Origin of the sequence: Pseudomonas sp. 22526 (genome assembly GCF_052044735.1) — a bacterium.
Classification (GTDB): domain Bacteria; phylum Pseudomonadota; class Gammaproteobacteria; order Pseudomonadales; family Pseudomonadaceae; genus Aquipseudomonas; species Aquipseudomonas piscium.
In genome coordinates, this window is record NZ_JBQENK010000008.1 from 59124 (window position 1) to 81423 (window position 22300).

Annotated in this window: 23 protein-coding genes and 1 pseudogene; 5 read left to right on the forward strand and 19 right to left on the reverse strand. The window is 62.5% G+C overall.

What is annotated here, in order from left to right; translation table 11 throughout:
- Nucleotides 1-26: 26 nt before the first annotated feature.
- The 9 genes from ACTJKT_RS13875 to ubiE all read right to left on the reverse strand — a co-directional run bounded on the left by ACTJKT_RS13875 (nt 27) and on the right by ubiE (nt 6080).
- Nucleotides 27-734: a 16S rRNA (uracil(1498)-N(3))-methyltransferase gene (locus ACTJKT_RS13875; protein WP_440787499.1), complete on the reverse strand. Its 708-nt coding sequence runs from the start codon at nt 732-734 to the stop codon at nt 27-29.
- Complete coding sequence (gene tatC, locus ACTJKT_RS13880; protein ID WP_440787500.1) at nt 731-1525, reverse strand: twin-arginine translocase subunit TatC; 795 nt, start codon at nt 1523-1525, stop codon at nt 731-733. Before tatC ends, ACTJKT_RS13875 begins: the two co-directional genes overlap by 4 nt.
- A complete protein-coding gene (gene tatB / locus ACTJKT_RS13885; protein WP_440787501.1) occupies nt 1522-1962 on the reverse strand; it encodes a Sec-independent protein translocase protein TatB in 441 nt (146 codons plus the stop codon). The genes tatC and tatB overlap by 4 nt, the downstream gene beginning before the upstream one ends.
- A gap of 10 nt (nt 1963-1972) precedes the next feature.
- Nucleotides 1973-2251, reverse strand: a complete 279-nt coding sequence (locus ACTJKT_RS13890; protein WP_440787502.1) for a twin-arginine translocase TatA/TatE family subunit — start codon at nt 2249-2251, stop codon at nt 1973-1975.
- Nucleotides 2252-2276: 25 nt separating this feature from the next.
- On the reverse strand, nt 2277-2609 hold the full coding sequence (locus tag ACTJKT_RS13895) for a phosphoribosyl-ATP diphosphatase (RefSeq protein ID WP_007925883.1): 333 nt from the start codon (nt 2607-2609) through the stop codon (nt 2277-2279).
- Nucleotides 2610-2611: 2 nt separating this feature from the next.
- Complete coding sequence (gene hisI / locus ACTJKT_RS13900; protein ID WP_007925882.1) at nt 2612-3004, reverse strand: phosphoribosyl-AMP cyclohydrolase; 393 nt, start codon at nt 3002-3004, stop codon at nt 2612-2614.
- An 81-nt stretch (nt 3005-3085) separates the two neighbouring features.
- Entirely contained in the window at nt 3086-4690 is a 1605-nt protein-coding gene (gene ubiB, locus ACTJKT_RS13905; protein ID WP_440787503.1) for a ubiquinone biosynthesis regulatory protein kinase UbiB, read from the reverse strand.
- Entirely contained in the window at nt 4687-5310 is a 624-nt protein-coding gene (locus ACTJKT_RS13910; RefSeq protein WP_440787504.1) for a ubiquinone biosynthesis accessory factor UbiJ, read from the reverse strand. Before ACTJKT_RS13910 ends, ubiB begins: the two co-directional genes overlap by 4 nt.
- Nucleotides 5310-6080 (reverse strand): bifunctional demethylmenaquinone methyltransferase/2-methoxy-6-polyprenyl-1,4-benzoquinol methylase UbiE, encoded by a 771-nt coding sequence (gene ubiE / locus ACTJKT_RS13915; RefSeq protein WP_007925879.1) that lies wholly within the window; start codon nt 6078-6080, stop codon nt 5310-5312. The genes ACTJKT_RS13910 and ubiE overlap by 1 nt, the downstream gene beginning before the upstream one ends.
- Before the next feature lie 155 nt (nt 6081-6235).
- Here ubiE and ACTJKT_RS13920 point away from each other — a divergent pair, with 155 nt between their 5' ends.
- The 3 genes from ACTJKT_RS13920 to ACTJKT_RS13930 all read left to right on the forward strand — a co-directional run bounded on the left by ACTJKT_RS13920 (nt 6236) and on the right by ACTJKT_RS13930 (nt 7981).
- Nucleotides 6236-6511 (forward strand): polyhydroxyalkanoic acid system family protein, encoded by a 276-nt coding sequence (locus ACTJKT_RS13920; protein ID WP_007925878.1) that lies wholly within the window; start codon nt 6236-6238, stop codon nt 6509-6511.
- 209 nt (nt 6512-6720) lie between these two features.
- Nucleotides 6721-7143 carry a phasin family protein gene (locus ACTJKT_RS13925; RefSeq protein WP_025808212.1) on the forward strand — a complete coding sequence of 141 codons (423 nt, stop codon included), beginning with the start codon at nt 6721-6723 and terminating at the stop codon, nt 7141-7143.
- Between the two features lie 10 nt (nt 7144-7153).
- On the forward strand, nt 7154-7981 hold the full coding sequence (locus ACTJKT_RS13930) for a phasin family protein (RefSeq protein ID WP_440787505.1): 828 nt from the start codon (nt 7154-7156) through the stop codon (nt 7979-7981).
- Between the two features lie 75 nt (nt 7982-8056).
- Here ACTJKT_RS13930 and ACTJKT_RS13935 read toward each other — a convergent pair whose 3' ends face one another.
- The 10 genes and pseudogenes from ACTJKT_RS13935 to ACTJKT_RS13980 all read right to left on the reverse strand — a co-directional run bounded on the left by ACTJKT_RS13935 (nt 8057) and on the right by ACTJKT_RS13980 (nt 20909).
- Nucleotides 8057-8677 (reverse strand): TetR/AcrR family transcriptional regulator, encoded by a 621-nt coding sequence (locus ACTJKT_RS13935; RefSeq protein ID WP_440787506.1) that lies wholly within the window; start codon nt 8675-8677, stop codon nt 8057-8059.
- Nucleotides 8678-8734: 57 nt separating this feature from the next.
- Nucleotides 8735-10417, reverse strand: coding sequence for a class II poly(R)-hydroxyalkanoic acid synthase (phaC, locus tag ACTJKT_RS13940; protein WP_440787507.1), 1683 nt, complete (start codon nt 10415-10417; stop codon nt 8735-8737).
- A gap of 108 nt (nt 10418-10525) precedes the next feature.
- Entirely contained in the window at nt 10526-11383 is an 858-nt protein-coding gene (phaZ, locus tag ACTJKT_RS13945; protein ID WP_025808208.1) for a poly(3-hydroxyalkanoate) depolymerase, read from the reverse strand.
- A 96-nt stretch (nt 11384-11479) separates the two neighbouring features.
- On the reverse strand, nt 11480-13159 hold the full coding sequence (gene phaC / locus ACTJKT_RS13950; RefSeq protein WP_097305947.1) for a class II poly(R)-hydroxyalkanoic acid synthase: 1680 nt from the start codon (nt 13157-13159) through the stop codon (nt 11480-11482).
- 258 nt (nt 13160-13417) lie between these two features.
- Complete coding sequence (locus ACTJKT_RS13955; protein ID WP_009041814.1) at nt 13418-13798, reverse strand: gamma-butyrobetaine hydroxylase-like domain-containing protein; 381 nt, start codon at nt 13796-13798, stop codon at nt 13418-13420.
- Between the two features lie 144 nt (nt 13799-13942).
- Nucleotides 13943-15283, reverse strand: coding sequence for an ATP-dependent protease ATPase subunit HslU (hslU, locus tag ACTJKT_RS13960; protein ID WP_440787508.1), 1341 nt, complete (start codon nt 15281-15283; stop codon nt 13943-13945).
- A 57-nt stretch (nt 15284-15340) separates the two neighbouring features.
- A complete protein-coding gene (gene hslV, locus ACTJKT_RS13965; RefSeq protein WP_025808204.1) occupies nt 15341-15871 on the reverse strand; it encodes an ATP-dependent protease subunit HslV in 531 nt (176 codons plus the stop codon).
- A gap of 187 nt (nt 15872-16058) precedes the next feature.
- A pseudogene (locus ACTJKT_RS13970) lies at nt 16059-16770 on the reverse strand (SPOR domain-containing protein).
- Between the two features lies 1 nt (nt 16771).
- Nucleotides 16772-18508: an arginine--tRNA ligase gene (gene argS / locus ACTJKT_RS13975; protein ID WP_440787509.1), complete on the reverse strand. Its 1737-nt coding sequence runs from the start codon at nt 18506-18508 to the stop codon at nt 16772-16774.
- 181 nt (nt 18509-18689) lie between these two features.
- Nucleotides 18690-20909, reverse strand: coding sequence for a primosomal protein N' (locus tag ACTJKT_RS13980; protein WP_440787510.1), 2220 nt, complete (start codon nt 20907-20909; stop codon nt 18690-18692).
- 169 nt (nt 20910-21078) lie between these two features.
- On the opposite strand from ACTJKT_RS13980, the gene rpmE reads away from it, so the two are divergent.
- A complete protein-coding gene (gene rpmE / locus ACTJKT_RS13985) occupies nt 21079-21297 on the forward strand; it encodes a 50S ribosomal protein L31 (RefSeq protein WP_007925855.1) in 219 nt (72 codons plus the stop codon).
- A gap of 41 nt (nt 21298-21338) precedes the next feature.
- On the forward strand, nt 21339-22121 hold the full coding sequence (locus ACTJKT_RS13990; protein WP_440787511.1) for a thermonuclease family protein: 783 nt from the start codon (nt 21339-21341) through the stop codon (nt 22119-22121).
- Nucleotides 22122-22300: the final 179 nt, after the last annotated feature.

Here is a 22300-nt window from a genome sequence, read left to right on the forward strand (position 1 = left end):
CGCTCCTACGGGAGTGGTGGGGCTGATTAGAAGAGGCGGGCGAGAAGGGCGGTGACAGCGGTTTCGACCCGCAGGATGCGCTCGCCGAGCTGCACCGGTTGCAGGCCGGACTTGCCCAGCAGGTCGATCTCGTAGGGGATCCAGCCGCCTTCCGGGCCAATGGCCAGGGTCACCGGCTCATCCAGGCCACGAGGGCAGGCCGGATACTGGCCGGGATGGCCGACCAGGCCGAGGGTGCCCTCGACCAGCGCTGGCAGACGGTCTTCGACGAAGGGTTTGAAGCGCTTTTCGATGACCACTTCCGGCAGCACGCTGTCGCGGGCCTGTTCCAGGCCGAGGATCAGTTGCTCGCGAATCGCCTCGGGTTCGAGGAAGGGGGTTTGCCAGAAGCTTTTCTCGACCCGGTAGCTGTTCACCAGCACCAGCCGGGGCACGCCCATGGCGGCGACGGTTTGCAGCACCCGCCGGAGCATTTTCGGGCGGGGCAGGGCCAGCACCAGGGTCAGGGGCAGCTTGGTCGGCGGTGGCTGGTCGAGGCTGACTTGCAGTTCGGCCTCCTGGGCTTCCAGGCGCAGCAGTTCGGCCGAGCCCATCAGGCCGCCGATACGGCCGACCCGCAGGCTGTCGCCCACCGCGGCACGATGGACTTCCTGCATGTGGGTCAGGCGGCGATCGCGCAGGATCACCCGGTCGGCCGCGATGAAGTCGGCCTCCTCGAGCAGCAGCAGGTTCACGCTTGGGTCGCTGGCGGCTGGTCGTTGTGGTCTTCGGCCGGCTGGTCGTCCGGATGGTCGCCGCGCTTTCTGATCAGGCTGCCGAACAGGATGCCGATCTCGAACAGCAGCCACATCGGTACTGCCAGCAAGGTCTGGGAGAAAATGTCCGGTGGGGTCAGGATCATGCCGACCACGAAGCAGCCGATGATCACGTACGGGCGGATCTTCTTCAGGTAGGCGACGTCGACCACGCCGATCCACACCAGCAGCACCACCGCCACCGGGATCTCGAACGCCACGCCGAAGGCGAAGAACAGGGTCATGACGAAGTCGAGGTAGCTGGTGATGTCGGTCATCATTTCCACGCCGGCCGGGGTGGCCGCGGCGAAGAACTTGAAGATCAGCGGGAACACCAGGAAGTAGGCGAAGGCCATACCGATGTAGAACAGCAGGATGCTGGAGACCAGCAGCGGTACGGCAATGCGCTTTTCATGCTTGTACAGGCCGGGGGCGATGAAGCCCCAGATCTGGTGCAGGATCACCGGGATCGCCAGGAACAGCGAGACCATCATCGTCAGCTTGAGCGGGGTCAGGAACGGCGACGCCACGTCGGTGGCGATCATCGTTGCGCCCGCCGGCAGGTACTGGCGCAGTGGCGTGGAGACGATGGTATAGATCTGCTGGGTGAAGGCGAACAGCCCGCCGAAGATCAGGAAGATCGCCGCCACGCAGCGCAGCAACCGGGTGCGCAACTCGGTGAGGTGCGACACCAGCGGCATATGTTGGTCGTTTTCCGGAATATCGCTCATGGGGCTCGCGGCGGCAAAGTAGGGTCGTGGGGGGCTGGCGTGACAGGCGTGGTCACGGGCGCAGCCGGTTCGGCCGGTGCAGTTGCGGCAGTGGAACTCGCCGTGGTCGCGCTGGCTGGCGCTTCAGGCGCCGCGGCGGGGGCATGAATGCTCTGCTCGGCCACGGGCTCGACCGGTGTCGGCTGTTGCTGGGTCGGATTGAGGATCTTCCGCGCTTCCTGTTCCAGCGACAGAATGTGTTCGTTGTGCAGTTGCCGACGAATGTCATCGGCACCGATTTCCCGTTCAACTTCCTGCTTGATCGCATTGAAGCTGCGCTTCAAGCGGCCGACCCACAGGCCTGCCGTGCGCGCGGCGCCCGGCAGACGCTCGGGGCCGAGCACCAGCAGGGCCACCAGGCCGACGAGCAGCAGTTCAGAGAAGCTGATACCAAACATTAGTCAGTGCTCACGAGTCTTTGCGGGTCGGCTCTTCGACTTTTTGCGCCTGCACGTCGATGGTGTGCGGCTGGTTCAGCGGAGCGCTTTGCGGCTGGACCGGCGGAGCAGGCTGGGCGGTTGGTGGCACGCCAGGCTCGGCGGGTTTTTCGTCGTCGTTCATGGCCTTGCGAAAGCCTTTGATCGATTCGCCGACGTCGGTGCCGAGGTTTTTCAGTTTCTTGGTGCCGAACACCAGTACCACGACAACCAGGATGACGACCCAGTGTTTCCAGTCAAAAATGCCCATGCTGCGTTTCCTCTCTAAATGATGTTCAGGCGGACGGACGCGAGGCTTTCTCGGCGTGTCCGGACAAACCGAAGCGCCGGTCCAGTTCATCGAGAACGGCCTGCGGATGCTGCCCCAGCTGGGCGAGCATGACCATGGTGTGGAACCACAGGTCGGCGGTTTCGTAGATCACATCGCTGCAGTCGCCGCTGTGGGCGGCGTCCTTGGCGGCGATGATGGTTTCCACCGATTCCTCGCCGACTTTTTCCAGAATCTTGTTCAGGCCCTTGTGGTACAGGCTGGCGACATAGGAAGTGTCGGCGGCGGCGCCTTTGCGCTCTTCCAGCACCTGGGCCAGACGGGTCAGGGTATCGCTCATGCTCAGTGTCCTGCTTGATATATTGCGTGCGGGTCTTTGAGTACCGGATCGACCGTTTTCCAGTCGCCGTTTTCATAGACACGGTAGAAACAGCTCTGGCGGCCTGTATGGCAGGCAATGTCGCCGATCTGTTCGACCATCAGGATGATGACGTCGGCATCACAGTCCAGGCGCATTTCATGAAGCTTTTGCACATGCCCGGACTCTTCTCCCTTGCGCCATAGCTTGCCACGCGAACGTGACCAGTAGATGGCACGGTTTTCGGCAGCGGTCAGGCTCAGCGCCTCGCGGTTCATCCAGGCCATCATCAGCACGCGCCCGGTCTTGTGATCCTGGGCGATGGCTGGCACCAGGCCGTCAGCGTCCCATTTGATCTCGTCCAGCCAATCTTTCATCTTCGACTCCGACAACAGGGCTCGACGCGCTCGTCGAGCCTCGGCGATGGGAAACAGTGTGCCAGCCGCTAGCCCGGCTGGCTATCGGCGCACGACCAGATACAAGCCCACGGCCATCATGATGCCGGCCGGCCAGTGACCCAGTTCGTTCAGCGGTCCGCCGGCCGCGAGGATAGCGCCACCACCCAGGTGCGCCGCGCCGAGAAGACGCAGGAACCAGTCGTCCTTGCGCCGTTTCCAGGGGGGCGAAGGGTCCTGGGCATGGGGCTGGGACATGCGTTCGAGCAGGTCGCGGGTCATGTTGGCCAGGTGCGGCAGTTGCTCGACCTGGCTGTGCAGGTTGCCCAGCAAGGCTTTCGGGCTGACGCGTTCGCGCATCCAGCGTTCGAGGAACGGCTGGGCGGTGTTCCACAGGTCCAGCTCCGGGTACAGCTGGCGGCCCAGGCCTTCGATGTTCAGCAGGGTCTTTTGCAGCAGCACCAGCTGCGGCTGCACTTCCATGTTGAAGCGGCGAGCGGTCTGGAACAGGCGCATCAGCACCTGGCCGAAGGAAATATCTTTTAACGGTTTTTCGAAGATCGGCTCGCACACGGTACGGATCGCCGCTTCGAATTCGTTGAGTTTGGTCTCTGCCGGCACCCAGCCCGAATCGATGTGCAACTGCGCCACGCGCCGGTAATCGCGCTTGAAGAAGGCGAACAGGTTGCGGGCCAGGTAGTCCTGGTCTTCCGGGGTCAGGCTGCCGACGATGCCGCAGTCGATGGCAATGTATTGCGGGCTCCAGGGCTGCAGGGTGCTGACGAAGATGTTGCCCGGGTGCATGTCGGCGTGGAAGAAGCTGTCGCGGAACACCTGGGTGAAGAAGATCTCCACGCCGCGCTCGGCGAGCATTTTCATGTCGGTGCGCTGGTCGGCCAGGGTGGCCAGGTCGGTCACCTGGATCCCGTAGATACGCTCCATGACCAGCACTTTCGGCCGGCACCAGTCCCAGTAGACCTGCGGCACGTAGAGCAGCGGCGAACCGTCGAAGTTGCGCTTGAGCTGGCTGGCGTTGGCCGCTTCGCGCAGCAGGTCGAGTTCGTCGTAGATGGTCTTTTCGTAATCGCTGACCACATCCACCGGGTGCAACAGGCGGGCGTCGGCCGAGACCTTTTCGGCGGCGCGGGCAAGGATGAACAGCCAGGCCAGGTCCTGGGCAATGACCGGCTTGAGGCCCGGGCGGATGACCTTGACCACCACTTCTTCGCCGCTCTTGAGCTGGGCGGCGTGGACTTGCGCCACCGAAGCGGAGGCCAGGGGCTCGATATCGAAGCGGCTGAACACATCGCTGATTTTCTTGCCCAGTTGCTCCTCGATCAGCGCCACCGATGTCTTCGAGTCGAAGGGCGGCACGCGGTCCTGCAGCAGCATCAGCTCGTCGGCGATGTCTTCGGGCAGCAGGTCGCGACGGGTCGAGAGAATCTGCCCGAACTTGATGAAGATCGGCCCCAGGTCCTGCAAGGCCAGGCGCAGACGGGCGCCGCGGGTCAGTTCCAGTTGCTTGCGCGGGAACCAGCGCCAGGGCAAGGCGTAGCGCAGTGCCAGGAGGAACCAGGGCAGGGGCAGGGCGAACAGCAGGTCATCGAGGCGGTAGCGGATCACGACGCGCTGGATGCGCAACAAACGGCGGACGGCAAGCAGCTTCATGCGTTATCGCTTGGGTCAAGGGATCGGGAAAGGCGCTCGAAGCGCGCCTCGAGGCGTTCCAGGTCGAGCTTGACCCGGTCCAGTTCACTGAAACGGGCTTCGGCTTCGCGTTGGCCCACCAGGGTGCGCGACTCTTCGGCCAGGTACTCGGCGAGGTTCTGGTTCAGGCTGGCGAAACCCTGGCGATACCAGCGTGCGCGGCTGCGTATATGGCCACTGAACAGCTGGGTGGCCACTGGGCCGAGCCAGCGCGAGAGTTCGTACTCCCAGTCCAGCTCCAGGTCCTGGAGGATGGCCGCCAGTTCCAGCAGCACACCGCTGTCGCCTTCCAGCTCGACTTCGGGACTGTGCAGCACTGAAGTCTTGTCCTGGCTCAGGGCCAGGCGCACCAGGCTCGAAGCCGGCGCCCGCAGGGTGCAGTTGGCGTCGGCGGCCCAATGCGTGGCGAGGGTCAGGCCCTCGTCACCGGGAATGACGAACAACTGCACGCTCGGGCTGCGGCAATCGACGGCGATGACCTTGCCGTTCAAATGCTGCAAGCGTGGCAAAGCCGTGCTGTCGAGACGCAGTACACGGTTGAGGCCGTGTTCGACGCTGGCAAGCAGGCCGCTGAACAACATCAGGGCTTGATGCCGCGGTGCAGGGCAACGATGCCCGCGGTCATGTTGTGGTAGGTCACACGATCGAAACCGGCCTCGACCATCATCGACTTCAGGGTTTCCTGGTTCGGGTGCATGCGGATCGATTCGGCCAGGTAGCGATAGCTTTCCGAGTCGTTGGTGATCAGCTTGCCGGCCAGCGGCATGAAGGCGAACGAGTAGGCGTCGTAGACCTTGGACATCAGCGCGTTGGTCGGTTTGGAGAACTCCAGCACCAGCAGACGGCCACCGGGCTTGAGCACCCGCAGCATCGAGCGCAGGGCATCTTCCTTGTGGGTCACGTTACGCAGGCCGAAGGCGATGGTCACGACGTCGAAATGGTTGTCCGGGAACGGCAGCTTTTCCGCGTCGGCCTGAACGAACTCGATGTTGCCGGCCACGCCCTTGTCGAGCAGACGGTCGCGACCGACCTTGAGCATGGAGGCGTTGATGTCCGCCAGCACCACCTGGCCGGTAGGGCCTACCAGGTGGGAGAACTTGCGGGTCAGGTCACCGGTGCCGCCGGCGATGTCCAGCACGCGATTGCCAGGGCGAACGCCGGACAATTCGATCGTGAAGCGTTTCCACAGGCGATGCATGCCACCGGACAGTACGTCGTTCATCAGGTCGTACTTGGCGGCTACCGAGTGGAACACCTCAGCGACTTTTTCCGCCTTCTGGCTTTCCGGAACGTTTTTGAAGCCGAAGTGAGTGGTGGGTTCGGCATCGCTGCCTTTGCGCTGATCAGTCATATCGCTGTCACCAAAAGAGAATGCGGGACATTCTAATCCCGGTGGCGGTCTTTGTCTTGGCAAGGCTGAATGTAAGATAGTGAAGCGCCGGGGCGTTTTGACGCAGCGCAGCTCAAGACGCTTCAGGCAAGTCCCGATAAAGCAGGAGTCATTCAATGGCCCGTATTAGTGTTGAGCGTGCCCACGGCCTGGGTAAGGAAGCAGCCCGCGAAAAGGCTGACCAGTTGGCGCAGAAACTGGCCGATCAGTATGGCCTGGAGCCGCAGTGGTCGGGCGATACCCTGAACCTCAAGCGTTCGGGGGTCAAAGGTGCGGTGCAGGTGGGCGACGATTCGATCAGAGTCGATGTCGAGCTGGGCCTGTTGATGTCCGCCATGAGCGGAATGATCAAGTCGGAAATCGAAAAGGCGCTGGATAAAGCCCTGGTCTGAACCGCTTTCACAGAAGTCGGCTTGCCGGTGATTTCGGGTGTGGTCATGACGCCTGGAAAAACATCGCTGGCGAGCCGGTTATCTCCAGTAACCCCTCCACCTTTTTATGACATTGGTTAGGGTGCCGATTCTAATTTTTCTCACTACTTTGTGCATGAGCCCACTTTCCTGCGGGCAGTTCCTCAAACCTTCTGCGCGTGAGGTGCACCATGGCCAAAGCAATTCTGAAGAAAAAAGTTGATGCTGCATCAACCACTCTGAGTGAAGTCAAATCCTATGCCCGCAAGATCTGGCTGGCAGGCCTGGGTGCCTACACCAAGGTCGGCCAGGAGGGCGGCGAGTACTTTCAAGAGCTCGTTAAAGCCGGTCAAACTGTTGAAAAGAAAGGCAAAAAAGTTGTGACTGAACAACTTGAGGCCGCCAACAGTCAGATTGATAGCGTGAAGGGGGATGTCACCAGTCTCAAAGGCAAAGTCGAAGTGCAGCTGGATAAAGTCGAGAAGGCTTTTGACACGCGCGTCGCAAGTGCCTTGAATCGCATCGGCATTCCGTCTAAACATGACGTTGAGACACTCTCTGCTAAGCTCGATGAGCTGACGGCATTGCTCGAACGTGTCGCGCGTAAACATTAAGGAGAACGGGATGGCTGGTAAAAAGAATACTGAAAAAGAAGGCAGCTCGTGGATCGGGAAGGTCGAAGACTACTCCCGTAAAATCTGGCTTGCTGGTTTAGGCGTGTACTCGAAAATCGACACTGACGGCAGCAAGCTTTTCGAGTCGCTGGTCAAGGATGGCGAGAAAGCCGAGAAGCTCACCAAAAGCGCTGTCGGCAAAACCGTCGACGCCGCCAAGGACTCCGCGAGCTCGGCTAAATCGCGCATCAGTGGTGTCAAGGACCGCGCGCTGGGCAAGTGGGACGAGCTGGAAGGTGCATTCGACAAGCGCTTGAACAGTGCCATTTCGCGTCTGGGCGTGCCTAGCCGCAATGAAGTGAAGGCGCTGCACAGCAAGGTCGACACTCTGACCAAACAGATCGAAAAACTCACAGGCGCCAAGGTGACTCCGATCGCGGCCAAGACTGCAGCGGCCAAACCGGCGGCCAAGCCTCTGGCTAAAGCAGCAGCCAAACCGGCAGCCAAGGCGCCGGCCAAAGCAGCAACCAAGCCTGCCGCGAAACCGGCAGCCAAAACTGCGGCGGCCAAGCCGGCTGCAAAACCTGCCGCCAAGCCAGTAGCCGCCAAGCCAGCGGCAAAACCAGCGGCCAAGCCCGCTGCGAAACCGGCGGCCAAACCGGCGGCGAAAAAACCAGCAGTGAAAAAACCGGCAGCACCCAAGGCCGCAGCACCGAAGCCAGTGGTTGCCGCCAAGCCGGCAGTACCGGTCAGCCCTGCGAACTCTGCAGTGGCGCCAACCCCTGCCGTTACCCCGACTGCCGCGCCAACACCAGCGACGCCAACCAGTCAGTCCTGAGTTTTTCGGGACATACAAAAACGCCCGGCCTGCAAAGGTCGGGCGTTTTTGTTTGTGGGGTTCTTGCGGCGCCGATCAATCCTGCTCGTCGAGGTAACGCAGGGCCATCTGTTCGGTGGCCAGTTTCGCCGGTGGCAGCAGGTGCGGCGCCACCAGCATCATGATCTGGTAGACCACCACCCGTACCTCGCCCTCGCGATCGAGAATGCGCTGGTAGTCCAGCGAGAACAGCAGGGTCATGGTGATCTGCTCCACCAGTTGCCCCAGCGCCTGGGTATCGCTGACCAGTTGTCCCGAAGCCTTGAGCCTGGCCAGCAGCGAGGCCAGGGTGCGCTTCAGGGCGTTGAGCAGGTTGCGAATCCCCTTGGCCAGTTTCGGCAGGCGTCCGGCCAGGTTGGACAGGTCCTGGAACAGGAAGCGGTAGTGCGCCAGGCGCTCGACGATCAGGTGCAGGAACAGCCAGTAGTCTTCGGGAGCCAGGTGTACATCGGCGGGTGGATCGAGCAGGGGCGTCAGCTCATTCTGGAAGCGCTCGAACAGCCCGAGGACCAGCGGCTCCTTGCCGTGAAAGTGGTAGTAGAGGTTGCCGGGGCTGATCCCCATTTCGTTGGCAACTTCCATGGTTGAGACATTGGGTTCGCCCTTGTGATTGAACAGCTGCAGGGCACATTCGAGTATCCGGTCGCGGGTTTTCATCCAGTCTTCTTGGTTGTTCAGTCAGGCCGCGACCCTTGGGCCGCGGCGCGGGGAAATTCAGCGGACGCGCACGTAGGTGCCAGGCGCCGCCTCCATCGGTGGGTAATTCTGGTTGCCCAGGGTCATCAGGGTTTCGCGCTGGGCGCCGGAACGCTCCTGGATCCACTCCAGCCATTGCGTCCACCAGCTGCCGTCGACGTGCTTGGCGTCGTAGTACCAGGCTCGCGGGTCGCTGCTGAGCTTGCCGTTTTCGACGTAGTTGGCCTTGGGGTTGCTCGGCGGGTTGAGGATGCTCTGCACGTGTCCGCTGTTGGACAGCACGAAGCGTTTTTCGCCGCCCAGCAGCAGGGTCGAGCGATACACCGCATCCCAGGGGGTGATGTGGTCGTTGATTCCGGCGACGCTGAAACTGTCGACCGTGACTTTTTGCAGGTCGATTGGCGTGCCGCACACTTCCAGGCCACCGGGATGACCCATAGGGTTGTGCTTGAAGAAGTCCAGCAGATCGCCATGAAAGGCTGCCGGCAGCCGGGTGTTGTCGTTGTTCCAGTAGAGGATGTCGAACGCCGGCGGCTCCTTGCCCAGCAGGTAGTTGTTGACCCAGTAATTCCAGATCAGGTCGTTGGGCCGCATCCAGGCGAACACCTTGGCCATGTCACGACCGTCGAGCACGCCCCGTTGATAGGAGCGGCGCTTGGCTGCCTCCAGGGTCTGTTCGTCGGCGAACAGGGTCGCCGGGCTGTCCAGCTGGCTATCCAGCAGGCTGACCAGGTAGGTGGCGCTGGAGATCCGGCGCAGTTGCCGCTTGGCTTGCAGGTGGCCTTGCAGGGCGGCAATGGTCAGGCCGCCGGCACAGGCTCCCATCAGGTTCACGTCACGACTGCCGGTGATCGCCCGGCAGACATTCATGGCTTCCTCCACGGCCTCGACGTAGCTCGACAGGCCCCATTCGCGATGCCGGACATCGGGATTGCGCCAGCTGATCATGAAGGCCTGCAGGCCGTTTTTCAGGGCGAACTGCACGAAGCTGTTGGCGGGGCTGAGGTCGAAGATATAGAACTTGTTGATCTGCGGCGGCACTATCAGCAGGGGCCGGGCGTACTGTTTTTCGCTCATCGGCTTGTACTGGATCAGTTCCAGCAGCTCGTTGCGAAACACTACCGAACCGGAGGAGGTGGCCAGGTTCCTGCCGACCTCGAAGGCCTGTTTGGTGACCTGGCTGGGCAGGCCATTGTTATGCAGCAGGTCGTCGACCAGATGACCGATGCCACGGATCACGCTGCTGCCGCCGGAGTTGAAGATTTCCTTGATCGCCAGCGGATTGAGCAGGGTGTTGGACGGTGCCACCGCATCGTTGAGCAGGTTGAAGGCAAAGTGCGCGCGGGCCCGGTCGTCCAGGCTCATGCCGCTGTCGTCGATCCAGCTTTTGATTTGCTTCTGCCAGCTGAGGTAGGCCTGCAGGCCGCGTCGGTAAAAGGGGTTCAGGCTCCAGGTCGGATCGGAGAACCGGCTGTCCTGAGGGTTGGGTTTGTGCAGTGTTTCACCCAGCAGTACACGGCCCAACTGGCCACCCAGCGCCACGGCATGGCGGGCACTGTGCACCGGGTTGCGCAGGCCGTAGGTAGCCACGCTGCGCAGAGTCGACAGCAAGTCACGGCCGCGCAGGCCGGTGATGGCGCTCTGGGCGGTGATGTAGGTGGAGGACGTGGGCAACGAGCCCGCCGTTGGTTTGTCTCGCATGCTTCAACACTCCTTCGTCAAGACATCAACAAGCACACCAAGACAAACACCATAGTCGGTCCTGAACCATCCTGCGCGCGCGACGATCCTGTCGGCAGACGCTTTTTGCTACGCACCGCTGAACGGTGTCGGATGCGGGTGCATCACTGCCCGTTGTCGCTCTTCCTCGAGGAATTTCATGATGATTGGCGCGACGGCTTCGGCCCGGGTAATCAGGAACAGATGCCCGTCGTCGATGATGTGCAGCTGGGCGTTGGGAATTCGCCACGCCAGCATGCGCATGTTGATCAGCGGGATCAGCGGGTCGTCGTCGCCGGCCAGCACCAGGGTCGGCTGATGAATCTTGTGCAGCCAGTGGATGCTGGTCCAGCCGAGGCCGGCGAACAGCTGCCAGTAGTAGCCCAGCTTGCCCGCTGAACGGACCTTGCTGGCATGCTCGGCGGCGAGGTTGGGATCGCGGCGGAACGAGCCGCCGTAGATCAGGGGGGCGATGCGGATCACATGGGAGGGCTGGATGTAGCGCCTCGGGCTGGCCATCATCCACAGCACCTTGGGTTTGCCCGGCACCATGAAGGCGCCTGCGGCGGTGGCGGCCAGCACCAGTTTCTTGCAGCGTTCGGGGTAGTCGTAGGCGAACTGCTGGGCCAGTGCCCCGCCCCAGGACACACCCACCACATTGACCTGCCCATAGTCGAGGTAGTCGAGCATGCGCGCGGTCAGCTTGGCCAGGCCGGGAAAACGGTAGGGGTGGCTCGGCGTCGAGGAGCCGCCAACGCCCGGTACGTCGAAGGCGATGACTTCCAGGTCCGGGTCCAGAGCCTGGACGAACGGAAACACCAGCTCCAGGTTGGCGCCGATACCATTGAAGATCAGCAAGGGTGTCAAGTGAGGCTTGCCGGGACGTACCGCAGTACGGATGGTCTGGCCATCCAGGTCGACGGTGCGGAAGATGAACGGTTGAGGCATGCCTTGGCCCTGTCGGTGGAATCGTTGCCTGCAGGAAAGAGTCGCTTGCGCAGCAGCATGATCGCAAGCGACTCGTTCCTACAGGCCTGCTATCGGTTAACGTTCATGGACATAAGTACCCGGCGCCGCCTCGGCCGCTGGGTACGCCTTGTTGCCGAGAATGCTCGGCGTCTTTTTCAGTTTGCCCGAGCGCTCCGCCTGCCAGGCCTGCCAGTGCAGCCACCAGGAGTCGGTGTGCTTGGTCGAGTTTTCCTGCCAGTCGTCGGCGTTGGCCGGCATCTCCTCGCTGGTCATGTAGCGCGCCTTGGGGTTGCCCGGCGGGTTGAGGATGCTCTGGATATGCCCGCTGTTGGACAGCAGGAACTCGATCTTGCCGCCGAACAGTTGGGCCGACTTGTAGCAGGACTTCCACGGGGTGATGTGGTCGTTGGTGCCGGCCACGGAGAAGATGTCGGCGGTGACCTGCTTCAGGTCGATCGGCGTGCCGCACACTTCCAGGGCGTTGGCGCGGATCAGTGGGTTGTTTTTGAACATTTCGATCAGGTCGCCGTGGAAGGCCGCGGGCAACCGGGTGGTGTCGTTGTTCCAGAACAGGATGTCGAACACCGGCGGTTCGTTACCCAGCAGGTAGTTGTTCACCCAGTAGTTCCAGATCAGGTCGTTGGGCCGCATCCAGGCGAACACCTTGGCCATGTCGCGGCCTTCCAGCACGCCAGCCTGATAGGAGTGACGCTTGGCGGCCTCCAGGGTCTGCTCGTCGACGAACAGCGCCACCTGGGTATCGAGGGTAGTGTCGAGCACGCTGACCAGCAGGGTCAGGGCGTTGACCTTCTTCTCGCCCAGGGCCGCGTAGTGCCCCAGCAGTGCGGTGCAGGTGATGCCGCCGGAGCAGGCACCGAGCATGTTCAAGTCCTTGCTGCCGGTGATGGCGATGACCACGTCGACCGCTTCTTTCAGCGCTTCGATGTAGGTCGACAGGCCCCACTCGCGCTGCGCCTTGGTCGGGTTGCGCCAACTGACGATAAAGGTCTGCACACTGTTGCGCAGGCAGAAACGCGCCAGGCTCTTGTCCGGGCTGAGGTCGAAGACGTAGAACTTGTTGATCTGTGGCGGGACCACCAGCAGCGGCCGCTCGTGCACCTGCTCGGTCACCGGGCGGTACTGGATCAGTTCCAGCACGTCGTTGCGAAACACCACCGCGCCTTCACTGGTGCCCAGGTTCTTGCCGATCTCGAAGGCGTCCATGTTGACCTGGCTCGGCATGCCGCCGTTGTGCACCAGGTCCTTGGCCAGATGGGAGAGGCCATCGAGCAGGCTTTTGCCGCCGGTCTCGAAGAAGCGTTTGACCGCTGCCGGGTTGGCGGCGGTGTTGGTCGGCGCCATGGCTTCGGTCATCAGGTTGATGACGAAGTGGGCGCGACTGATGTCCTGTTCGGAGAGGTTGCTGTGGCCGATCCAGTCGTGAAGCTCCTTGCGCCACGCCAGGTAGGTTTGCAGATAACGCTTGTACAGCGGGTTCTGGCTCCAGGCCGGATCGCTGAAGCGACGGTCATCGCTCTCCGGTTGCAGTGTCGATTTGCCGAACATCACGTTCTTCAATTCGACGCCGAAATGGGCCACATGTTTGGCGCTGTGCAGCGGTTGTTTGATGGCCTGGGTCAGCACCATACGAGCAGAGGTAAGCAGATCTTTCCGACGTAAACCGATGACAGGATTCAGGCCCAGAGTGTTTTCCGAGGCTTGGCGTTTCAGGTCATCGTTATTCTTGTTACTCATCTACGACGCTCCATTGTCCTGAGACGAGTACCGGACCTGCTGTGTAGTCACACAGCAAAGATGCCAGGTACTACTGCTCGGGTGACCGTTGATTCTGCATTACTGCTTTTTTGTTCAGAGAACACTGCAGGGAACTTGCCAGCTCCATTGGTTACCCGAGTTTAATTTTTTTCGCAAGCAGGCCAATCGTTGGCCATGCAGCCCAGCATTCAAACAGATGAATCTAGAAAATGCCCTCTAAAGCGTTAGAGGTCCGATCTAGAGCATCAGCTTGACGATAGACTCATTTGGGTCGCGGGACTTACCGGCGGCTTGAAGTTCAGCAAGATAATCCTTCCACAGATCGTCCTGACGCACCGCCAACTGGTACAGGTAGTCCCAGGTGAACAGGCCGCTGTCATGCCCGTCGTCGAAGGTCAGTTTCAGTGCGTACTGACCGGCCGGTTCGACCTTGGTCAGGCCGACGCCGATCTTGCCAAATTGCAGGATGGGTTTGCCGTGGCCCTGGACCTCGGCGGAGGGGGAGTGCACCCGCAGGAATTCGGCGGGCAGGTGATAGACCTCGTCTGGCGCGTAAGTCAGCGTCAGGGTCTTCGAGGCTTTGTGCAGGTTGATGGCGGTGGGAAGTCGAGTGGTCATGGGGCAGCCTGCGGTCCGTCTGTACAAGAAACCCTCTTGTGTAGGAGCGAGCTTGCTCGCGATGGATTCAAAGACGCCGCGTCCCTCCAGGGGCACGGNGATACCTATCGCGAGCAAGCTCGCTCCTACGCAGAGAAGTGCTCGTTACAGGATATAACGGGACAGGTCTTCGTTCTGCGCCAATTCGCCCAGGTGGCTGTTGACGTAGGCGGCGTCGATGCGGATCGGCTCTTCGTTGTGGGCGCTGGCCAGATCGCCGGCGCTGAACGACACCTCTTCGAGCAAGCGCTCGAGCAGGGTGTGCAGGCGACGGGCACCGATGTTCTCGGTCTTCTCGTTGACCTGCCAGGCAATCTCCGCCAGGCGCTTGATGCCGTCCGCCTGGAACTCGATGGTCAGGCCTTCGGTTTTCAGCAGTTCGCAGTATTGCTCGGTCAGGGAGGCGTGAGGCTCGCTGAGAATGCGCTCGAAGTCTTCCGGCGACAGCGCCTTGAGTTCGACGCGGATCGGCAGGCGGCCTTGCAGCTCGGGCACCAGGTCGCTCGGCTTGCTCAGGTGGAACGCGCCGGAAGCGATGAACAGGATGTGGTCGGTCTTGACCATGCCCAGCTTGGTGTTGACGGTGCAGCCTTCGATCAGCGGCAGCAGGTCGCGCTGCACGCCTTCGCGAGAGACGTCGACGCCACCGGAGTTGCCACGCTTGGCAACCTTGTCGATTTCGTCGATGAACACGATGCCGTGCTGTTCGACCGCTTCCAGGGCCTTGGCCTTGAGTTCTTCATCGTTGACCAGGCGGCTGGCTTCTTCGTCGCGGATCAGCTTGAGCGCGTCCTTGATCTTGAGCTTGCGGTTCTTGCGCTGGCCCTTGCCCATGTTGGCGAAGAGGCTCTGCAGCTGGTTGGTCATCTCTTCCATGCCCGGTGGAGCCGAGATGTCGACGCCGCTGATTTCAGCCACTTCGATCTCGATTTCCTTGTCGTCCAGCTGGCCTTCGCGCAGGCGCTTGCGGAACAGCTGGCGGGTGTTGGAGTCCTGGGCCGGGGCGGCGTCTTCGTTGCTGAAGCCCATGCGCGCCGGTGGCAGCAGGGCGTCGAGGATGCGTTCTTCGGCAGCGTCTTCGGCGCGGTGGCGGACGCGGGTCATTTCCTGTTCGCGGAACAGTTTGATCGCAGCGTCGGCCAGGTCGCGGATGATGGATTCAACGTCGCGGCCGACATAACCGACTTCGGTGAACTTGGTCGCTTCGACCTTGATGAACGGAGCGTTGGCCAGCTTGGCCAGGCGCCGGGCGATCTCGGTCTTGCCGACGCCGGTCGGGCCGATCATCAGGATGTTCTTCGGGGTCACTTCGACACGCAGCTCTTCAGGCAGCTGCATGCGGCGCCAGCGGTTACGCAGCGCGATGGCGACGGCGCGCTTGGCATCGTCCTGGCCGATGATATGGCGGTTGAGTTCGTGGACGATTTCGCGGGGAGTCATGGGCATAGTAATTGGCGGTCCTCAAGCAAGAATGAATGCCGTGGCGCGATGGCCGAAACAGGCTTATTCCGCGAGATCCTGCTCCTCAATGGTCTGGGTGTGGTTGGTGAATACGCAGATGTCGGCGGCGATGCCCAGGGCGGTTTCGACGATTTCGCGGGCCGACAGGTCGGTTTTCTTCAGCAGGGCGCTGGCCGCGGCCTGGGCGTAGGCGCCGCCGGAGCCCATGGCGATCAGGCCGTCTTCTGGTTCGACCACGTCACCGTTGCCGGTGATGATCAAGGATGCGTCCTTGTTGGCGACCGCGAGCATGGCTTCGAGGCGGCTGAGGGAGCGATCGGTGCGCCATTCCTTGGCCAGTTCGACGGCGGCGCGTACCAGGTGCCCCTGATGCTTCTCAAGCTGGCCTTCGAAACGTTCGAACAGGGTGAAGGCGTCAGCCGTGGCCCCGGCAAAGCCGGCGATGACCTGGCCGTGATACAGGCGACGAACCTTTTTCGCGTTGCCTTTCATCACGGTGTTGCCGAGGGAAACCTGGCCGTCGCCGCCCATGACGACTTTGCCGTGGCGGCGGACTGAAACGATGGTGGTCAAGGGGAGAGTCTCCACGCTGCGGGGCGAAAATGCCCTGATGGAAACTCATATGGGGGTGACGTGGGGTTTTTCAACTGCGGCGGGGGCTGTGGGACGAGCGGTCTTTGCTGCTGGGGGAGGCGCTGCCAATGAGGACGCCATCGCGAGCAAGCTCGCTCCTACAAGGCCTGNCTCGCGATCAGCCGCTTTAGCGGCTCTGGCGCTGTTGTAACAGCAGGTTGCTGAAGCCGGCGCCGGACAATTGCTTCTGCGCGGTGGTCAGCTGTTCGCGGTTGCTGAACGGGCCGACCAGTACGCGGTACCAGGTCTCGTCCTTGACGGTGCCGGACTCGACGGACACCGATTGCCCCAGCAGGATGATCTGCGCGCGGACCTTGTCGGCATCGGCCTGCTTGCGGAACGAACCGGCCTGCAGGAAGAACTTGGTTACCGGCGCGGCCTTCGCCACCTGCGCNCGCGGGCGGCGGGGTGATGCCGGCCAGGGCGGCCTGGGCCCGCGCGGTGTCGATCTTCGCCGCTTCCGCCGGGGTCACCGGCGTGGTCGGAACCACTGGCGCGGTCTGCGGCGTTGGCAGGGTTTTTTCCGGCACGGCTTCCGGCGGCACTATCACTTCCGATTCCGGCAGCAGGGTGTAGAAGTCGTACTTCGGCTTCACCGGTTGCTGCGGGCTCGGCGGGGTCTTGTTGGCCTCGGCGATCTTGGTGGTTTTCTGTTGCTCCAGCCGCTCGCGCTTGACGCTGTCACCGCCCTTGCCTGGCTCCAGCTTCATCAGGAACACGATGAAGGCGCCCACGGCCAGACCGATGGCCATCCACAACCAACCCGGGATCGGTTGCTTTGCAGGAGCTTGGTAACGGCTGGCGCCACGCTTGGGTGCAGGTTTTTTCTTGGCAGCCAACTTACATTTGCTCCAGAACTTTCAGGCCCAGCAACTCCAGACCTTGCTTGAGGGTACGACGGGTCAGCTCGGTGAGGCGCAAGCGGCTCTGCATCTGCGTCGGCGATTCGGCACTGAGGATCGGGCAGTTCTCGTAGAAGCTGGAGAACAGCCCGGCCACGTCGTACAGGTAGGTGCACAGGATGTGCGGCGTACCCTTGTCGGCCACGCCGTTCAGCACTTCGCCGAACTGCGCCAGCTTGGCCGCCAGTTCCAGCTCGTGGGCGGCTTCGAGGGTGATCTGGCCCTGTACTTCGCTGAAGTCCTTGCCCAGCTTGCGGAACACACCGGCGGCGCGGGTGTAGGCGTACAGCAGGTAAGGCGCGGTGTTGCCTTCGAAGTTCAGCATCAGGTCGAAGTTGAAGCTGTAGTCGCTGGTGCGGTGCTTGGACAGGTCGGCGTATTTCACCGAGTCGATGCCCACTACCTTGGCGATGTTGCGCAGATCGGCCTCGGCCAGCTCCGGGTTCTTTTCCTTGACCAGGCTGTAGGCGCGCTCTTCGGCTTCGGTCAGCAGGTCGATCAGCTTCACGGTGCCGCCGTCGCGGGTCTTGAATGGACGGCCGTCGGCGCCGTTCATGGTACCGAAGCCCATGTGTTCCATTTCCATCGGGTGGGTCACGAAGCCGGCCTTGCGGGCCACCGCGAACACTTGCTGGAAGTGCAGGGCCTGACGCTGGTCGACGAAGTACAGCGCGCGGTCGGCCTTGAGTTTGCCGCTGCGGTAGCGCACGGCGGCCAGGTCGGTGGTGGCGTACAGATAGCCGCCATCGGCTTTGACGATGATCACCGGCAGCGGCTCGCCTTCGGCGTTCTTGAACTCGTCGAGGAACACGCACTGGGCGCCGTTGCTCTCGACCAGCAGGCCCTTGGCCTTGAGATCCTTGACCACATTGATCAGGTCGTCGTTGTAGGCGCTTTCGCCCATCACGTCGGCCATGGTCAGTTTGACGTTCAGCAGTTCGTAGATCTTCTGGCAGTGGGACAGGGAGATGTCCTTGAACTTGGTCCACAGCTCCAGGCAGTCCGCGTCACCGGCCTGCAGCTTGACCACCAGGCCGCGGGCGCGGTCGGCGAACTCTTCGGATTCGTCGAAGCGCTGCTTGGCGGCGCGGTAGAAGTTCTCCAGGTCCGACAGCTCATCGCTGGTGATCGGGTTTTCCTGCAGGTAGGCCATCAGCATGCCGAACTGGGTGCCCCAGTCGCCCACGTGGTTCTGGCGGATCACTTCGTCGCCGAGGAACTCCAGGACCCGCGCCACGCCGTCGCCAATGATGGTCGAGCGCAGGTGGCCGACGTGCATCTCTTTGGCCAGGTTCGGTGCCGACAGGTCGACCACGGTGCGCTGCGACGCGCCGGCCTTGCGCACGCCGAGGTGGGCATCGGCCAGGGCGGCGTCCAGGCGGGTGGCCAGGGCCTGGGTGTTCTGGAAGAAGTTGATGAAGCCGGGGCCGGCGATCTCGGCCTTGCTGACCTGCTCGTCGGCGGGCAGGGCGGCGATGATTTTTTCCGCCAGGTCGCGCGGTTTCATGCCGGCCGGCTTGGCCAGCATCATGGCGATGTTGCTGGCGAAGTCGCCGTGGGTCTTGTCGCGGGAGTTTTCTACCTGGATCGCCGGCGTCAGGCCTTCTGGCAACACACCTTCGGTGACGAGTTGGGTGATGGCTTGCTGGATGAGCTGGCGAATGGTGTCTTTCATGGTCTTCTCTTTCAACCGCTGGCGCGGCGGCGCTTCGATGCGCAGGTGGAAAAACTGGGCATTATCCGTTGCGAAGACGGGCTTGCCAACTATAGCCGGCTGTGCGGTGGCTATTCGGGCCTTATCGCGGGCAAGCCTCGCTCCTACAGAAGTGTGCTGGCCCGAGATGGCGGTTTTTCTATCAATACAGGTCCACAGGGTCAACATCCAGCGACCAGCGTACCTGGCGCCCGCTGGGCATCTGTTCCAGGACCAGCAGCCAGTGACTCAGCAGCTTGTGCAGCGGCGCCCGGGCATTGGCCTGTAATAACAGTTGCGCGCGATAACGCCCGGCCCGGCGCTCCATGGGTGCCGGCACCGGCCCCAGCAACTCGATGCCGCCCAGGTTCATCTGGGCCAATAAACGCTCGGCCTCGCTGCAGGCTTCGTCGAGGAAACCTTCGGCCTGTCCCGGCTTGTGGGCCTCGGCGCGCAGCAGGGCCAGATGGGCGAACGGCGGCAGGCCGGCGGCGCGGCGCTCGCTCAAGGCCTGTTCGGCAAAGGCGAAGTAGCCCTGTTCGGTCAGCTGCACCAGCAGCGGATGGTCGGCCAGGTGGGTCTGGATGATCACCTTGCCCGGCTCTTCGGCCCGCCCGGCCCGGCCAGCCACCTGGACGATCAGCTGCGCCATGCGTTCGCTGGCGCGGAAGTCGCCGGAGAACAGGCCGCCGTCGGCATCGAGGATCGAGACCAGGGTCACCCGCGGGAAGTGGTGCCCCTTGGCGAGCATCTGGGTACCGACGAGGATGCAGGGCTGGCCCTTCTGGATAGTGGCGAACAACTGGTTCATCGCGTCTTTGCGCGAAGTGCTGTCGCGGTCGACCCGCAGTACCGGGTAGTCCGGGAACAGGATCGCCAGCCGTTCTTCGGCGCGCTCGGTACCGGCACCGACCGGGCGCAGGTCGACCTTGCCGCATTTCGGGCAATGCCGCGGCACGCGTTCGGAGTGGCCGCAATGGTGGCAGCGCAGCTCGCCATAGCGCTGGTGCACGGTCATCCGCGCGTCGCAGCGTTCGCACTCGGACATCCAGCCGCAGTCATGGCACAGCAGGGTCGGCGCGAAGCCGCGGCGGTTGAGGAACACCAGCACCTGCTGGCCTGCCGCCAGGGTCTGACCGATAGCTTGTTGCATGGGGCCGGAAATGCCGCTGTCCAACGGCCGGCTCTTCACGTCCAGGCGCAGGAAACGCGGCTGCTTGGCGCCGCCGGCCCGCTCGTTCAGGCGCAACAGGCCATAGCGACCGGTGTAGGCGTTGTGCAGGCTTTCCATCGACGGGGTGGCGGAGCCCAGCACGATGGGGATGTTTTCCTGGCGGGCGCGGACCAGGGCCAGGTCGCGGGCGTGGTAGCGCAGGCCTTCCTGCTGTTTATAGGAGCCGTCGTGCTCTTCATCGATGATGATCAGCCCGGGGTTCTTCATCGGCGTGAACAGCGCCGAGCGGGTACCGATAATAATGTCAGCCTCGCCGTCGCGGGCCGCCAGCCAGGCATCCAGGCGCTCGCGGTCGTTGACCGCCGAGTGCAGCAGGGCGATGCGCGCGTTGAAGCGTTGCTCGAAGCGCGCCAGGGTCTGCGGCCCGAGGTTGATCTCCGGGATCAGCACCAGCGCCTGCTTGCCGGCTTCCAGGGTTTCGCGGATCAGCTGCAGATAGACCTCGGTCTTGCCGCTGCCGGTGACCCCGGCCAGCAGGAACGCGTGATAACTGTCGAAGCCGGAGCGGATGGCCTCATAGGCGGCGCGTTGTTCGCTGTTGAGCGGCAGTTCCGGTTGGGCCAGCCAATGTTCGTGGCGCTCGCCGGGGGCATGCCGGCGGACTTCCACCTGTACCAGGTCCTTGGCCAGCAACAGGTCCAGGCTGTCCTTGCTCAGCATCAGCTTGCTCAGCAATTGGTGGGCGACGCCGTGAGGATGCTGGGCCAGGGTTGCCAGGGCTTCGCGCTGGCGCGGGGCGCGGGCGATGCGTGGGTCGTCGAGGCGGGCGCCGGGGCTGACCGACCAGAAGCGTTCTTGCCGGGCCTCGGCCGGTTCGCCCTGGCGCAGCAGGACCGGAAGCGCCCAGCTCAGGGTGTCGCCGAGGCTGTGCTGGTAGTACTGCGCGGTCCACAGGCACAGCTTGAACAGCGTGGACGGCAGCGGCGGGGTGGCGTCCAGCAGGGCCAGTGCCGGTTTGAGTTTCTCGGCGGGGACTTCGCTGCTGTCCGTGACTTCGACCAGGATGCCGATCATCTCCCGGCGACCGAACGGCACTCGCAGGCGCATGCCCGGATGCAGTTGGGTACGCCGCACGCCGGCCGGGGCCCGGTAGTCGAATAGGCGGCGCAGGGGCGAGGGCAGGGCGAGGCGCAGAATGGCGTCGGGCACGCGGGGAAATCTCATTGAACAGGCGGTAAAGAAGGCCCGGAGCCTAGCAGACGGTCGGTGCGAGGGACAGCTTGCGTGATTGCAAAGGTCTGGTAGAATCCGCGGCCTAATTACGTGCGGTATTCAACAATAGTGTTGGGTGGCGGCACGCTAGCCTGAGGAAGACACCATGAAAGCCGATATCCATCCAGAATACCCAGCAGTTGCCGTAACCTGCAGCTGCGGCAACAAGTTCGAAACTCGTTCGACCTTCGCTAAGCCGCTGGCGATCGACGTTTGCAACGAATGCCACCCGTTCTACACCGGTAAGCAGAAGACTCTGGACACCGGCGGCCGCGTTCAGAAGTTCGCCGACCGTTTCGGCGCTTTCGGCGCGAAAAAGGCCTAAGGCTGATCGGTCTGGAAAGCTGTTTCAGCTTCTCCTCGCTGATGAAAAAGGCGTCCCTTGCGGGCGCCTTTTTTATGTCCGCGATTTGGTTCTCCAGCGCCCAGGCATTCTGCCCGGCGCCGGTTGGGCTGGCCTCCGTACAGGTCCAGCGGGTGGTCGATGGCGACACCTTGCGTCTCGCCGATGGTCGCAGCGTGCGCATGATCGGCCTCAATGCGCCGGAACTGGGTAAAAAAGGCCGCACCGACGAGCCCTTCGCGGTTGCCGCCCGCCAGCGTCTGCAGGCACTGGTGAAGGCCAGCAACGGCCGGGTTGGCCTGCTCCCCGGTCGGGAAAGCAAAGATCACTATGGGCGGACCCTGGCCCATGTCTATGGCGCCGATGGCGCCAACCTTGAAGCGCAATTGCTTGCCGAAGGCCTGGGATACCAGGTGGCGGTAGCGCCGAACGTCGATTTGTTCAGTTGCCAGCAAGCCGCCGAGCGTAGCGCTCGTCAGGCCCGGCTGGGGTTGTGGCGGCAATCGTCTGTACTGAAAGCGGATCAGATAAACACCTCCGGGTTTGCGCTGCTCAGTGGCCGGGTGAGCAAGGTGCAACGCAATCGGGGCGGCGTCTGGATCGAATTGCAGGATTCGGTTGTATTGCGCATTGCACCCAATCTGCTTGGCCAATTCGATGTTGCGCAGCTGGATCGCCTGCCGGGGCAGCAGATCGAGGCACGCGGCTGGGTGCTCGACCGTTCACGCAAGGGCGGTTTGAAATCGGGCCAGGCACGCTGGATGTTGCCGTTGACCCATCCCGGAATGTTCCAGCTGGTTCAATAAATAAAAAATTGTAGACATTTTTTATTTCGATTGTGAACAGTCTACCCCTTGTGTTCCGTGGCTCTTGGCCCAAAGTCGTAGCCCGCGGGCCTTGACAGGGGTGACTGGTCAGTCTTGTAGGGACTTTGCGACACGCGTATCCTCGGCGGTCCGTCTGTCCAACAGTAAAAAGCGGAATG

Coding starts and splice junctions, on each gene's coding strand:
- tatC (WP_440787500.1), bottom strand. CDS start 1,525: ATGAGCGATATTCCGGAAAACGACCAACATATGCCGCTGGTGTCGCAC.
- tatB (WP_440787501.1), bottom strand. CDS start 1,962: ATGTTTGGTATCAGCTTCTCTGAACTGCTGCTCGTCGGCCTGGTGGCC.
- ACTJKT_RS13890 (WP_440787502.1), bottom strand. CDS start 2,251: ATGGGCATTTTTGACTGGAAACACTGGGTCGTCATCCTGGTTGTCGTG.
- ACTJKT_RS13895 (WP_007925883.1), bottom strand. CDS start 2,609: ATGAGCGATACCCTGACCCGTCTGGCCCAGGTGCTGGAAGAGCGCAAA.
- hisI (WP_007925882.1), bottom strand. CDS start 3,004: ATGAAAGATTGGCTGGACGAGATCAAATGGGACGCTGACGGCCTGGTG.
- ubiB (WP_440787503.1), bottom strand. CDS start 4,690: ATGAAGCTGCTTGCCGTCCGCCGTTTGTTGCGCATCCAGCGCGTCGTG.
- ACTJKT_RS13910 (WP_440787504.1), bottom strand. CDS start 5,310: ATGTTGTTCAGCGGCCTGCTTGCCAGCGTCGAACACGGCCTCAACCGT.
- ubiE (WP_007925879.1), bottom strand. CDS start 6,080: ATGACTGATCAGCGCAAAGGCAGCGATGCCGAACCCACCACTCACTTC.
- ACTJKT_RS13920 (WP_007925878.1), top strand. CDS start 6,236: ATGGCCCGTATTAGTGTTGAGCGTGCCCACGGCCTGGGTAAGGAAGCA.
- ACTJKT_RS13925 (WP_025808212.1), top strand. CDS start 6,721: ATGGCCAAAGCAATTCTGAAGAAAAAAGTTGATGCTGCATCAACCACT.
- ACTJKT_RS13930 (WP_440787505.1), top strand. CDS start 7,154: ATGGCTGGTAAAAAGAATACTGAAAAAGAAGGCAGCTCGTGGATCGGG.
- ACTJKT_RS13935 (WP_440787506.1), bottom strand. CDS start 8,677: ATGAAAACCCGCGACCGGATACTCGAATGTGCCCTGCAGCTGTTCAAT.
- phaC (WP_440787507.1), bottom strand. CDS start 10,417: ATGCGAGACAAACCAACGGCGGGCTCGTTGCCCACGTCCTCCACCTAC.
- phaZ (WP_025808208.1), bottom strand. CDS start 11,383: ATGCCTCAACCGTTCATCTTCCGCACCGTCGACCTGGATGGCCAGACC.
- phaC (WP_097305947.1), bottom strand. CDS start 13,159: ATGAGTAACAAGAATAACGATGACCTGAAACGCCAAGCCTCGGAAAAC.
- ACTJKT_RS13955 (WP_009041814.1), bottom strand. CDS start 13,798: ATGACCACTCGACTTCCCACCGCCATCAACCTGCACAAAGCCTCGAAG.
- hslU (WP_440787508.1), bottom strand. CDS start 15,283: ATGCCCATGACTCCCCGCGAAATCGTCCACGAACTCAACCGCCATATC.
- argS (WP_440787509.1), bottom strand. CDS start 18,508: ATGAAAGACACCATTCGCCAGCTCATCCAGCAAGCCATCACCCAACTC.
- rpmE (WP_007925855.1), top strand. CDS start 21,079: ATGAAAGCCGATATCCATCCAGAATACCCAGCAGTTGCCGTAACCTGC.
- ACTJKT_RS13990 (WP_440787511.1), top strand. CDS start 21,339: ATGAAAAAGGCGTCCCTTGCGGGCGCCTTTTTTATGTCCGCGATTTGG.